The sequence below is a fragment of the Providencia sp. PROV209 genome (genome assembly GCF_028479485.1).
In the GTDB taxonomy this organism is placed as follows: Bacteria; Pseudomonadota; Gammaproteobacteria; order Enterobacterales; family Enterobacteriaceae; genus Providencia; species Providencia alcalifaciens.
In genome coordinates this window covers 29,418-43,052 of the sequence record NZ_JAMPNR010000016.1, presented here as the reverse complement: position 1 = coordinate 43,052, position 13,635 = coordinate 29,418, and the positions used below count along the sequence as shown (strand labels likewise).

8 protein-coding genes are annotated in these 13,635 nt (G+C 46.0%); 7 read left to right on the top strand and 1 reads right to left on the bottom strand.

Annotated features, from left to right (window positions below; all coding sequences use genetic code 11):
• The first annotated feature begins 126 nt into the window (after positions 1–126).
• Entirely contained in the window at positions 127–1,482 is a 1,356-nt protein-coding gene (locus tag PR795_RS12285; RefSeq protein WP_181479982.1) for an MFS transporter, read from the top strand.
• A gap of 87 nt (positions 1,483–1,569) precedes the next feature.
• Here PR795_RS12285 and PR795_RS12280 read toward each other — a convergent pair whose 3' ends face one another.
• A complete protein-coding gene (locus PR795_RS12280) occupies positions 1,570–2,013 on the bottom strand; it encodes a hypothetical protein (protein ID WP_181479983.1) in 444 nt (147 codons plus the stop codon).
• A gap of 434 nt (positions 2,014–2,447) precedes the next feature.
• Here PR795_RS12280 and PR795_RS12275 point away from each other — a divergent pair, with 434 nt between their 5' ends.
• From PR795_RS12275 to trhP, 6 genes are all read left to right on the top strand, one after another.
• Positions 2,448–3,698: an MdtA/MuxA family multidrug efflux RND transporter periplasmic adaptor subunit gene (locus PR795_RS12275; RefSeq protein WP_036979435.1), complete on the top strand. Its 1,251-nt coding sequence runs from the start codon at positions 2,448–2,450 to the stop codon at positions 3,696–3,698.
• Complete coding sequence (locus PR795_RS12270; protein WP_006658918.1) at positions 3,698–6,814, top strand: MdtB/MuxB family multidrug efflux RND transporter permease subunit; 3,117 nt, start codon at positions 3,698–3,700, stop codon at positions 6,812–6,814. Before PR795_RS12275 ends, PR795_RS12270 begins: the two co-directional genes overlap by 1 nt.
• Positions 6,814–9,906 (top strand): multidrug efflux RND transporter permease subunit MdtC, encoded by a 3,093-nt coding sequence (mdtC, locus tag PR795_RS12265; protein WP_036975598.1) that lies wholly within the window; start codon positions 6,814–6,816, stop codon positions 9,904–9,906. Before PR795_RS12270 ends, mdtC begins: the two co-directional genes overlap by 1 nt.
• Positions 9,896–11,299, top strand: coding sequence for a two-component system sensor histidine kinase BaeS (gene baeS / locus PR795_RS12260; RefSeq protein ID WP_154629381.1), 1,404 nt, complete (start codon positions 9,896–9,898; stop codon positions 11,297–11,299). Before mdtC ends, baeS begins: the two co-directional genes overlap by 11 nt.
• Positions 11,299–12,012 carry a two-component system response regulator BaeR gene (baeR, locus tag PR795_RS12255; protein ID WP_181479984.1) on the top strand — a complete coding sequence of 238 codons (714 nt, stop codon included), beginning with the start codon at positions 11,299–11,301 and terminating at the stop codon, positions 12,010–12,012. The genes baeS and baeR overlap by 1 nt, the downstream gene beginning before the upstream one ends.
• A 150-nt stretch (positions 12,013–12,162) precedes the next feature.
• Positions 12,163–13,539 (top strand): prephenate-dependent tRNA uridine(34) hydroxylase TrhP, encoded by a 1,377-nt coding sequence (gene trhP, locus PR795_RS12250; RefSeq protein WP_006661587.1) that lies wholly within the window; start codon positions 12,163–12,165, stop codon positions 13,537–13,539.
• Positions 13,540–13,635: the final 96 nt, after the last annotated feature.

The window sequence follows — 13,635 nt, the reverse complement described above, 5'->3', positions numbered from 1 at the left end:
CCCTCGTTTTATCTCTCTTATCCTTTGCTAAATAATATTAATTACTTCGCTATTTAACGTACCTATTATTACAAATAACCCCATCGCGCTAATATTGAAATGTTGTGTATTTAGAAGGACAGAATTATGACATCGCAAACAACCAGCCAGCCCGCGGCTAGACCGTTGGGCAAAGAAGATTATAAAACATTGGGCTTATCCTCATTAGGTGGCACATTAGAATTTTATGATTTCGTTATTTTCGTCTTTTACGCGAAGATTATTTCCCAACTCTTTTTTCCGGGTGATAATGAATTTCTCGCACTAATGGCGACACTGGGTCTGTTTGCTGCGGGTTACCTTGCTCGCCCATTGGGCGGTATTATCATGGCTCACTTTGGCGACAAAATCGGTCGTAAGAAAATGTTTACTTTAAGTATTTTCTTAATGGCCTTCCCAACATTTATTATTGGTTTCTTGCCTACATTTGAAACCATTGGTGCCGCTGCACCACTGTTACTGTTATTAATGCGCATCATGCAAGGTGCGGCTATCGGTGGTGAAATGCCGGGTGCGTGGGTGTTCATTGCCGAACATACCCCAAAACAACGTTATGGATTAGGTGTTGGCACGTTAACTTCCGGGATCACCGGTGGGATTTTACTGGGATCTATCGTTGCCATTATCATTGAACGCTCTTATACCACTCAAGAAGTGCATGATTTTGCTTGGCGTATTCCATTTATTTTAGGCGGTATTTTTGGTTTTATCTCTGTGTATCTGCGTCGTTTCTTACAAGAAACGCCCATTTTCAAAGAGATGGCGGCTAAAAAAGCGTTAACCAAAGAATTGCCAGTAAAAACCGTGGTTAAATCCCATAAACAAGCTTGCATGATCACCGCTGCACTGACGTGGTCACTGTCTACCGCTATCGTTGTCACCATCTTGATGACGCCTGACGTGGTGTTAAAAGGTATTTATGGCATTGACCGTAACATGGCTTTGCAAGCCAACTGTGCGGCAACATTAACGTTAACTTTAGGCTGCATTTTCTGGGGTTGGTTAGGGGATAAAGCAGGAACGCGTACTTCAATGACGTTATCTTGGGGTGGATTAGCGGTCACAGCTCTCTATTTCTACTCGACTTTATCATCCGATATTTCTGCGAGTACCTTAACGTTTAACTATGCATTAATGGGCTTCTTTGTGGGTGCAATTGCAACAACGCCAATTATCAGTACTCGTGCGTTCCCACCAGAAATTCGTTTCTCCGGCTTATCATTCGCCTATAACTTGGCTTATGCCGTATTTGGTGGATTAACCCCAATCTTAACGGGTGCATGGTTACAACAATCTCACATGGCACCAGCATACTATGTAGTAGGCGTTTCATTATTAGCCATAGCGGTAGCCTTTATTCCACTGTCATGGAAAGGTTGGAGTGCAAATGAAACACAGCAAAATGAGAAAGCACCGGTTTTAAATACCAGTACAATTCAATAGTTATCGATTAGTCTAAACCAATAAAAGCCACCTTAATGGTGGCTTTTATTATTAATAATCACATAGTGTACTGAGTACAGTTTTTATCTAAATAATTGGATGGTGTCCCACAATTGGCATGCCATAGCCATATTTGATATTAATATTCCCAACAGTATTTGAGGTCATAATATCTGCCTGAGGAAAACTGCCTAAAGCAGAAGCGACCATTTCAGCTTGTGATGACCCGAAACAATCTGTGACTAGCGGATCAAAAGATTGTGCCTCATCAACCAATTGTTTCACCTTCATCTCGAGCGTTATTTCTTGTTCAATGTCTGGGCCAAGACAAGGCTCAGACAATGCAAACTTAGATTGTGGAGCTTCGAAATAACCTTTGATTAGCGGGTCAAAAGGTTGTACCTCATCAACCAATTTTTTGATCTTCATCTCGAGCGTTATTTCTTGTTCAAATTTTGGGCTAAGACAAGGCTCAGACAATGCAGATTCAGAGACCCGCTCAAATAAATCCGTGGTATTCGATAAGTTCATCTATTAAATTCCTTTTAATGTAATTACTTATTAGCTACGATTATTGACTCTTTCTGCTGTGAGTCAATTCACTTTATAATCCCGACGCTAACTGCGCTAATTTTTTATTTATATACGCTTGATCAACTCATTTCTTAATCAAATTTAGCTCAGGTAATTCATTGAATTATTAGGTGAAGAATGATTTTTGTTTATATTGTATTATGTCCTAAACTTATTTAGCACTAACGCTGATTAAATAGGTACGTCACGGCAAGTAGATATACGCATACTCAGGACGTACATAAATTGACACTTATTCATAATTCCTCCATTTTTCTTTGTACCTATCAAGTTAAACTATTATTATGTCTAACTAACTCTTTTTCGTTAGTTTTTTAGCCTATAGCCTGACGGATTTTACCCACTCTTTTGAGTTAAGCGAATGACCCACCATGACGACACAGAAACGCCGTACAATTTGGACTCGATCTGCCCTGTTTGTTGCGATAATCGCAGTAGCTGGTACAACGTGGTATGTCTACCATAAAAATAATCAAAATGAAGTACCAACAACAGCGAGTGCAACACCGAGTGGACAAGCGAAAAAAGCAGGTGGAAGACCGTCTCGTCCCTTAGCCCCAGTGCAGTTTGCTACGGCACAAGAAAAAGTCGTTCCGCGTTTCTTATCCGGTTTAGGAACCGTGCAAGCCGCCAACATGGTGACGGTGACCAGCCGCGTTGAAGGTCAGTTAATGCACATCTACTTCACTGAAGGCCAATCCGTTAAAGCCGGTGATTTATTAGCACAAATTGACCCTCGCCCTTTCGAGGTTCAACTCGCTCAAGCAGAAGGTCAGTTGGCAAAAGATAAAGCCGCCTTAGCCAATGCCCGTTTAGATCTCACTCGCTACCAAAAACTCGCAGGTACTAAAGTCATTTCGCAACAAGAGCTGGATAATCAACGTGCCACGGTTTTACAGGCAGAAGGCAGTATTAAAGTTGACCAAGCTGCCGTCGACAATGCCAAACTGCAGCTGACTTACAGCAAAATCACTGCCCCTATTGCTGGACGGGTGGGTTTAAAACAGGTTGATGTTGGTAACTTTATCTCTTCGGGTACTTCCACCCCTATTGTCGTGATCACCCAAACACAACCTGCCGACGTTCTATTCGCCTTGCCTGAAGGCGATATTCCCGCCATACAGCAAGCACAAGCTGCGGGTAAAAAAGTGCTGATTGAAGCGTGGGATCGCAACAATATTGCTATGATTGCCCAAGGGGAATTACTGAGTACCGACAACCAAATTGACCCCGCAACAGGCACACTCAAAATTAAAGCACGCTTTACCAACGAAGAGCAAAAGCTGTTTCCGAACCAATTTGTCAACGTCAAAATGCAAGTAGAAACGTTACAAAATGCAGTCGTTATCCCAACCGCCGCCCTGCAAATGGGGAATGAAGGGCACTACGTTTGGGTTCTGAATGATGAAGGTACCGTCGCGAAGCATCTTGTCACCGTAGGTATTCAAGACAGTCAGCAAGTGGTCATTGAAAGTGGGTTATCCGCCAATACCAAAGTCATCACCGATGGGGTTGATAAGCTCACGGATGGCGCGAAGGTGGAGGTTGTTAATGCGTCATCCATCGAGAAAAAGTCCGCTTCCGTAGAGAGAAAACCTCGCAATAGTGCGGAGAAAGCCTAATGCAGCCTGAATCCCTTAAAGGCGGAGGTCCGTCTCGCCTCTTTATTCTGCGTCCAGTGGCGACCACATTATTTATGGTGGCAATCTTACTGGCAGGGATCATCGGCTACCGTTTTTTACCTGTTTCTGCATTGCCCGAAGTTGACTATCCAACAATCCAAGTCGTCACTCTGTATCCGGGGGCCAGCCCTGACGTCATGACATCGGCGATCACCGCTCCGTTGGAAACACAATTTGGTCAAATGTCTGGCTTACAGCAAATGTCATCACGCAGCTCTGGTGGCGCGTCGGTGATCACGCTCATGTTCCAGCTCTCGCTCCCTTTAGATGTTGCAGAGCAAGAAGTCCAAGCGGCAATTAACTCTGCCACCAGCTTATTACCCTCTGATTTACCGTATCCACCGATTTACAATAAAGTGAATCCTGCGGATCCCCCTGTCTTAACGTTAGCCGTCACCTCCGATGCCATGCCGCTGACTCAAGTACAAGATATTATTGAAACTCGCGTTGCGCAGAAAATATCTCAAGTAACGGGTGTCGGTTTGGTTACCTTAGCCGGTGGGCAGCGCCCTGCTGTCCGCGTGAATCTTAATCCCCAAGCCATGGCGGCTAAAGGGCTAGATAGCGAAACGATTCGTACCGCGATTAATAACGCTAACGTCAACTCCGCAAAAGGGAGCTTTGATGGTCCAACTCGTGCGGTAACTTTATCTGCCAATGACCAAATGAAGTCGCTTGATGATTACCGCAAGCTGATTGTGGCATTCCAAAATGGCGCGCCGGTACGTCTTGGTGATATTGCAACTATCGAACAAGGAGCAGAAAACGCTTACCTCGGTGCATGGGCAAATAGCCAGCAAGCGATTGTCATCAATGTTCAGCGCCAGCCCGGCGCTAACGTCATTAGCACGACAGACACCATTCGTGCCTTACTGCCTGAGCTCATTGAAAGTCTGCCAGCCTCCGTCAACGTGGATATTTTAACGGACCGCACCAGTACGATACGCGCCTCCGTGAATGATGTTCAATTTGAATTGATGCTTGCCATCGCCCTTGTAGTCATGGTGATTTACCTGTTCCTGCGCAATGGTATCGCGACATTGATCCCCGGTATTGCCGTACCGCTATCCCTCGTCGGCACCTTTGCGGTGATGTATTTCTGTGGTTTCTCTGTCAATAACCTGACGTTAATGGCACTCACCATCGCAACGGGATTCGTCGTCGATGATGCCATCGTGGTGATTGAAAATATCTCCCGTTATCTTGAACAAGGCGATAAGCCTGTCGTTGCGGCATTAAAAGGCGCTGGAGAAATCGGCTTCACCATTATTTCGCTGACGTTTTCATTGGTTGCCGTGCTGATCCCACTGCTGTTTATGGGAGACATTGTCGGGCGTCTATTCCGTGAATTTGCGATCACCTTGGCGGTGGCGATTTTGATCTCTGCCGTGGTATCCCTCACACTCACCCCAATGATGTGTGCTCGCTTACTCAAGCCAGAATCCCAGCATAAACATAACCGTTTTGAAATCGCCTGCGAGCACTTTTTTGAATGGATGATTGCGGGCTATGGAGTATGGTTAAAACGCGTTCTTAACCACCAATGGCTAACACTGTGTGTCGCACTAGGAACCTTGGTGCTGACTGTGCTGCTGTATATGTGGATCCCGAAAGGTTTCTTCCCACTGCAAGATAGCGGTATTATTCAGGGCACTATTGAGAGTCGCCAATCCATTTCATTTGCGGCTATGTCGAAAAAACAGCAAGAAGTGGCGGGAATTATTCTGTCCGACCCTGCCGTTGAAAACGTCACCACCTATGTGGGAATCGATGGCAATAATGCCACGCTAAATAATGCCCGTATTCAAATCACATTGAAGCCCCTTGATCAACGTGATGACCGAGTACCCACCATTATTCCCCGCCTACAGCAAGCCACTAGCAATGTTGCAGGAGTAAACCTCTATCTACAACCTTCACAAGATTTAACCATTGATACACAAGTTTCTCGTACCCCGTATCAGTTTACACTGCAAGCCGGCTCCCTCGATGAGCTCAGTACTTGGGTACCAAAGTTAATTGACGCCCTTAACCAACAACCCGAACTTGTGGATGTCAGTAGTGACTGGCAAGACAAAGGGTTAGTCGCCTATGTGAATGTGGATCGGGATACCGCAAGTCGTTTTGGCATTACGATGTCAAATATCGATAATGCCCTGTATAACGCCTTTGGCCAGCGCATGATCTCGACTATCTATACCCAAGCGAACCAGTATCGCGTTATTTTAGAGCATAACACCCAAACCCGTGATGGAATGGATGCACTGAATGATATTCGCCTGAAAGGGACGGATGGCGCCATGGTGCCGCTCAACACCTTAGTGAATATTCAAGAAGGTTATGGCCCTCTCGCCATCAATCACCTTGATCAGTTCCCTTCCGTCACGTTTTCTTTCGATGTCGCAGAGGGCTCTTCATTAGAGTCCGCAGTTAACGCGGTTAAGCTGGCAGAAAAAAACATTGCCATGCCAAAATCCATCACCACGCAATTCCAAGGGGCAACACTCGCCTTTGAAGCGGCATTGAGTAGCACAGTTTGGCTTATTTTTGCCGCGATCATCGCCATGTATATCGTGTTGGGCATTCTGTATGAAAGCTTTATTCATCCAATCACTATATTATCCACTCTGCCAACCGCTGGGGTCGGGGCGCTACTTGCCTTAATGATGGCAGGAAATGAGCTAGATGTAATAGCCATCATCGGTATTATATTGCTGATCGGAATTGTGAAAAAGAACGCCATTATGATGATTGACTTTGCGCTTGCTGCTGAGCGTGAACAAGGTTTATCCCCATATGATGCGATTTATCAGGCCTGTTTACTGCGTTTTCGTCCAATCCTGATGACCACGATGGCTGCCTTATTAGGTGCATTACCGCTGATGTTAAGCACGGGTGTGGGTGCGGAATTACGCCAACCGTTGGGAGTCTGTATGGTCGGTGGACTGATCATGAGCCAAATTTTGACGCTCTTCACCACCCCAGTGATCTACCTGATGTTTGACCGCTTAGCCCATCGCTTTAATCGTCGTGAGCGCAAGGCACAGGAGTCTTAATGAAACGCTTCTTTGCTTTATTCATCAGCCGTCCGGTGGCAACCACCTTAATCAGTGTTGCCATTACCTTATGCGGTGCATTGAGCTTTCTATTTTTACCTGTGGCGCCCCTGCCACAGGTCGACTACCCAGTAATAAGAGTGTCAGCGTCACTTCCCGGTGCATCACCAGAAACAATGGCATCCTCGATTGCGACCCCACTTGAGCGTTCACTCGGCAGTATCGCAGGCTTAAATGAGATGACATCCAGCAGCTCGTTAGGGAGTACCACTATCACCTTAGAGTTCGATCTCACAAAAGATATCAATAATGCCGCCCGTGAAGTACAAGCTGCATTGAATGCAGCGCAAAACCTATTACCTAGCGGCATGCCAAGCCGCCCGCGTTACTATAAATCGAACCCGTCTGATGCCCCCATTATGATTTTAACGCTCACATCAAATACCCTAAGCACTGGGGAAATGTACGATGTGGCATCGACACGCTTAGCACAACGTATTGCACAAATTGAAGGTGTCAGTGAAGTGACTGTGGGTGGTGGCTCCCTGCCCGCAGTACGAGTGGAACTCAACCCCACGGCATTATTCAATCAAGGGGTTTCTCTGGATGCAGTCCGCTCTGCAATCAGTAGCGCCAATGTGCGTCAACCCCAAGGTTATATCAATAACCCAGATAACCGATACCAAGTTCAGACCAATGATGAACTGAAAAAAGCAGCAGATTATCGCCCGATTATTGTCCATTACAGTAACGGTAATGCCGTTAAACTCAGTGATGTGGCAACGGTAAAAGATTCGGTACAGAACGTACGAGCTGCGGGAATGTCCAGTGGTGAACCTGCGATCCTCATTATTATTCGTCGAGAAGCGGGTGCCAATATCATTGAGACTGTAAAACGCATTCGTGAAGAAATACCTGAATTTAAGGACATGATCCCTGCCGCCATCGATCTTCAAGTCGCACAAGATAGAACACCGACCATTAAAGCCTCCCTTGCGGAAGTAGAAAGGGCATTAATGATTGCGATCGCGCTTGTTATTCTCGTCGTGCTGCTCTTTTTACGCTCTGGTCGTGCCACGCTTATTCCGGCTATTGCCGTGCCTGTTTCGCTAATAGGCACATTTACTGCAATGTATTTATGCGGATTTAGCCTCAATAACCTATCACTCATGGCGCTGACCGTTGCAACCGGCTTTGTGGTGGACGATGCCATTGTGGTCTTGGAGAACATTTCACGGCATATCGAAAATGGTCGCAAGCCCTTTATTGCCGCCATTAAAGGGGTTTCTGAAGTGGGTTTTACCGTTGTCTCCATGAGTATTTCTTTAGTCGCCGTGTTTATTCCTTTACTCCTGATGGACGGGCTAGTCGGGCGCTTATTCCGGGAATTCGCCATCACACTCTCGACCGCTATTGGGATTTCATTGATCATTTCCCTCACATTAACCCCGATGATGTGTGCACATTTACTGAAAAAGAGAGATGATAAAGTTAATGCTAAGCGCCAAGGCTTTGGTCGAGTGCTTATTCGGCTACAAGAAAGTTACGGCGTCACGTTAAATTGGGTACTTTCTCATCGACGCAGTGTATTAGCCGTATTAATTGCAGCTATTGGTTTAAATGTTTATCTGTATATTTCAATTCCTAAAGCCTTTTTCCCAGAACAAGATACTGGGCGGTTACTGGGTTTTGTCCGTGCAGACCAAAGCATCTCATTCCAGTCAATGAAGCAAAAAATGACGAGCTTTATGCAGCAAGTAAAAGCGGATCCTGCCGTGGATAGCGTCACTGGATTTACGGGCGGCAGCCGCGTCAACAGTGGCTCTATGTTTATCTCCTTAAAGCCACTGGATGAGCGCAAAGAGAGTGCTAACAGCGTGATTAACCGCTTGCGCATGAAACTGGCGAAAGAACCCGGTGCCAACTTATTTATGATGCCCGTGCAAGATATCCGCGTGGGAGGACGTCAATCCGAAGCTAGCTATCAATTTACCCTGTTAGCCGATGAGCTGGATGCATTACGTTCATGGGAGCCCGCTATTCGCCGAGCTCTAGGGGATTTACCTCAGTTAACCGATGTGAACTCCGATAAAGAAGATAAAGGCGCGGAGATGGCATTAACCTATGACCGCGATTTGATGGCACAACTGGGGATAGATGTGCGTGATGCGAACAATCTGCTCAACAATGCCTTTGGTCAGCGACAGATCTCCACTATCTATGAAGCGATGAACCAATATAAAGTGGTGATGGAAGTGGCACCCGAATATACACAAGACGTGAGCTCACTGGATAAAATGTTTGTGGTCAACAAACAGGGAGACGCCATTCCCCTTTCCTATTTTGCACGCTGGCAACCCGCCAATGCGCCGCTGAGTGTGAATCACCAAGGATTATCTGCCGCGTCCACCATCTCGTTTAACGTAGCGGATGGCTATACCTTAAATGATGCAATTGATGCCGTAGAAAAAACCATGACATCACTGGGTGTCCCCTCTACCGTACGAGGCACTTTTGCCGGAACCGCTCAGGTATTCCAAGAAACGTTAAAATCACAGTTATTTTTAATTTTAGCAGCAATTGTCACCGTCTATTTGGTATTGGGTATTTTGTATGAAAGCTATATTCACCCGCTTACGATTCTTTCCACCCTGCCTTCCGCAGGCGTGGGGGCATTATTAGCCCTTGAATTGTTTGATACGCCATTTAGCTTGATTGCTTTAATTGGGATTATGTTACTCATTGGGATTGTCATGAAAAATGCCATTATCATGGTGGACTTCGCGCTCCAAGCACAACGTAACGCCCACTTATCCGCTCGCGAAGCCATCTTACGCGCTAGCCTATTGCGTTTTCGCCCTATCGTCATGACCACGCTTGCAGCGATTTTTGGTGCACTCCCCTTGATGTTAGGCACCGGTGACGGCGCAGAACTACGTCAGCCCTTGGGGATCGCCATCGTGGGCGGGCTAATCATGAGCCAGCTATTGACCCTATTTACAACCCCCGTGGTGTACCTCAGTTTTGATAGCCTAAGACAGCGTTTCTCACGTTCAGCGCATTCTGTGCAGGAGAAAACCCATGAAGCTTAAACTTACCAGCCTTAGTACCCGTTTGTTCATCGCGATTTTTGCCACCTGTTTGCTGCTGGTTGTCATAATGCACCAAGGGGTGCGTATGGGGTTTCAGCACGGCTTTATTGACTATATCAAAGAGAACGACCAGCAACGTGCTGAGCTACTTTCCTCCGCACTCGCTGAACAATATGAGGAAGAGGGAAGTTGGCGATTTCTTGCGAGTGATGAGCGCATGTTTTTCCGTATTTTACGCAATGTTGATAACCAACATCAGAGTCCAGGTCCAGGTCCAGGTCCAGGGCATGGACATAAGCGTATGCGCGGGATGTTTTGGGTTTTTGATGCTAAAGATAACCTTATTTGGGGGCGAGAACGGCCTCCAGAGCAAGTGATCCGAGTTCCCGTAAAAACTAGCCAAGGGACAACGGTAGGCTGGCTGATTGCCAGCTATGAAAGTGGCATCAGTAATCAGTTAGACCAGCGTTTCGATACTCAACAGATGCATATTAGCTGGCTAATTGCAGGATTATCGCTATTTGTTGCACTGTTAGTTACCCTCTTTTTGGCTCGCGGATTCTTAAAGCCCATCAAACGGTTATTGGAAGGCACTCACCAATTAGCAAAAGGCGATTTCAGTGCGCGGGTTTCTGAGGTTGGTCAAGATGAATTGGGACAGCTCGCCAAGGATTTTAATCACCTAGCTTCTACACTCGAAAAAAATGAGCAGATGCGCCGTGATTATATGGCCGATATCTCCCATGAACTACGCACCCCACTATCCGTCTTACGTGGTGAACTTGAAGCCGTGCAGGATGGTGTTCGCCAAGCGACTCCAGAAACCATAAACTCATTACTCAATGAAACACAGACGCTGATCAAGCTTGTCAATGACCTACACCAGCTCTCCTTATCCGATCGCGGTTCCTTAGTATATCGCATGCAATCCATCGATATTATTCCCATTATTGAGATGAATTTAGGGCAAGCTAAATGGCGCTTGGAAGATAGACAACTGACATTAAACACTCAGTTTTCTAGCCATTCTCCCCTCTTTGCTGACCCTGACCGCATAAACCAACTATTCTATAATTTGATGGAAAATAGTCTGCGTTATACGGATCCACACGGTAAGATTGCCGTTAGCGTAACGCAACAAAATCAACAACTCATTATTGAATGGGAAGACAGTGCCCCAGGGCTGAGCGTTGAACAATGTCAGCACCTCTTTGAGCGATTTTATCGTGTTGAAGCATCTCGCAACCGTGCGAGTGGCGGCTCAGGTTTAGGGCTTGCCATTTGCTATAATATTGTCGAAGCGCATAACGGTACTATCTCTGCGGCGCCTTCCACACTAGGCGGCGTGAAGGTGACCATTCAACTTCCCATCGCGACTTTGGAGACTGAATAGTGACTTTGCCTGAGAAAAACTTTTCTGAATCAAATAGTTACCATATTTTGATTGTTGAAGATGAACCCAAGCTGGGACAGCTCTTGTTCGATTATTTACAAGCCTCTGGCTATGTCCCTGCGCTACTGATGCGCGGAGATGAAGTGATCCCTTATGTCCAAAAACATTTCCCCGACCTCATTTTGTTAGATTTAATGCTGCCGGGGCTTGATGGCATTTCGGTTTGCCGTGAGCTGCGTCAATTCAGTGACGTCCCCGTGATTATGGTGACAGCAAAAACGGAAGAAATTGACCGTTTGTTAGGATTAGAAATTGGTGCTGATGATTATGTTTGTAAGCCATTTAGTCCTCGAGAAGTTGTCGCTCGCGTGAAAACTATTTTGCGCCGCTGTCAACGCTCATCGACTTCAGCAAACCACCATGAAACCCAATTAATTATCGATGAAAATGCCTTTCAAGTTCGTTACGGTGACAAATTACTGGAACTGACACCCGCGGAGTTTCGTCTGCTAAAATTTCTCTCCGATAATGCAGGTACCGTCTTTTCTCGGGATCAATTACTGGATATTTTATATGACGACCACCGTGTGGTGACAGACAGAACGATTGATAGCCATGTAAAAAATTTACGCCGTAAGCTGGAATCATTAGATAACGAAAAAACATTTATTCGCTCTATCTACGGTTTAGGCTATCGCTGGGACGATATCTAATTCAGCTATTCCCTTGTAACAAAATTATAACCATATTTTTTACAAGGGAAATTTGGCATTCCCCGCATTTAGCGTTAAAATCCCCACCCTCGAATTTTTACACCATGCCATCCGGCATGGTGCTGACCTGACATCAGACTGAGAACTAACATGTTTACACCAGAATTATTATCCCCAGCAGGTTCCTTGAAGAACATGCGTTATGCGTTTGCTTACGGTGCCGATGCGGTATATGCCGGTCAACCTCGCTACAGCCTACGTGTGCGCAATAACGAATTTAACCATGAGAATCTCGCTAAAGGGATCAACGAAGCCCACGAACTTGGTAAAAAATTCTATGTGGTCGTCAACATTGCCCCGCATAACGCCAAGCTAAAAACGTTTATTCGCGACCTGACCCCCGTGATCGAAATGGGACCCGATGCACTCATTATGTCCGACCCAGGACTTATCATGATGGTGCGTGAAGCATTCCCAGATATGGATATTCACTTATCGGTTCAAGCAAACGCCGTCAACTGGGCTTCCGTCAAATTCTGGAAACAAATGGGATTAACCCGCGTCATTTTATCTCGCGAGCTCTCCTTGGAAGAAATTGCAGAGATCCGCCAGCAAGTCCCTGAAATTGAGCTTGAAGTCTTTGTACACGGTGCACTGTGTATGGCATATTCAGGGCGCTGCCTGCTTTCTGGCTATATTAATAAACGCGACCCGAACCAAGGAACCTGCACCAATGCATGCCGTTGGGAATATAAAGTCCAAGAAGGTAAAGAAGACGACGTGGGCAACATCGTGCATATGCATGAGCCTATCCCAGTGAAAAATGTTGCACCTACACTGGGTGAAGGCGCGCCAACTGATAAAGTGTACATGATTGAAGAAGCGATGCGCCCAGGCGAATACATGACCGCCTTTGAGGATGAGCATGGTACGTATATCATGAACTCCAAGGACTTACGCGCTATTGAGCACGTCGAGACACTGACTAAGATGGGTGTTCACTCACTGAAAATCGAAGGTCGTACTAAGTCATTCTATTATTGTGCACGTACAGCCCAAGTGTATCGTCGCGCTATTGATGATGCTGTTGCAGGTAAGCCATTTGACCCAAGCCTGCTCTCTACGCTTGAAGGGTTAGCACACCGTGGCTATACCGAAGGTTTCTTACGCCGACATACCCATGATGCTTACCAAACTTATGAGTATGGCTATTCTGTTTCAGATACTCAGCAATTTGTGGGTGAATTTACGGGTAACCGCGTGAATGGCTTAGCGGAAGTTGATGTTAAAAATAAATTTAGCGTCGGTGATAGCTTAGAGCTCATGACACCCGCGGGTAATATTGTCTTTACGCTGGATTCATTGACCAACCGTAAAGGCGAATCCGTGGATGTTGCGCCAGGTAATGGGCATGTGGTTTACCTACCAATTCCTGAAGATGTGGATGTTAATTTTGGTTTGTTAATCCGTAATTTGGCGGGAACGACAACCCGTGATCCTCATCAAGCTCAAGTCGAAAAAGCGTAATTTTCGGATAGCGCAGCTTGCTATCCACTCACCACGTTTTCTGAATAAAAGCCCATGGTCGATGACGGTGGGCTTTTTCTTATGTTTTTGTGTAAA